The organism is Pseudomonas sp. CJQ_9 (genome assembly GCF_043106615.1).
Taxonomy (GTDB): Bacteria; Pseudomonadota; Gammaproteobacteria; order Pseudomonadales; family Pseudomonadaceae; genus Aquipseudomonas; species Aquipseudomonas juntendi.
The window spans coordinates 1-482 of record NZ_JBICMS010000075.1 but is presented as its reverse complement, the minus strand read 5'-3'; the positions used below and the strand labels follow the sequence as shown (position 1 = coordinate 482).

1 rRNA gene is annotated in these 482 nt (G+C 56.0%); it reads right to left on the bottom strand.

Annotated features, from left to right (window positions below):
* A 16S ribosomal RNA gene (locus tag ACF8SD_RS14990) occupies positions 1 to 482 on the bottom strand; the annotation flags it as partial.

Below are 482 nucleotides of genomic sequence, written 5' to 3'. Positions count from 1 at the left end.
GAGGTGATCCAGCCGCAGGTTCCCCTACGGCTACCTTGTTACGACTTCACCCCAGTCATGAATCACACCGTGGTAACCGTCCTCCCGAAGGTTAGACTAGCTACTTCTGGTGCAACCCACTCCCATGGTGTGACGGGCGGTGTGTACAAGGCCCGGGAACGTATTCACCGCGACATTCTGATTCGCGATTACTAGCGATTCCGACTTCACGCAGTCGAGTTGCAGACTGCGATCCGGACTACGATCGGTTTTGTGAGATTAGCTCCACCTCGCGGCTTGGCAACCCTCTGTACCGACCATTGTAGCACGTGTGTAGCCCAGGCCGTAAGGGCCATGATGACTTGACGTCATCCCCACCTTCCTCCGGTTTGTCACCGGCAGTCTCCTTAGAGTGCCCACCATAACGTGCTGGTAACTAAGGACAAGGGTTGCGCTCGTTACGGGACTTAACCCAACATCTCACGACACGAGCTGACGACAGC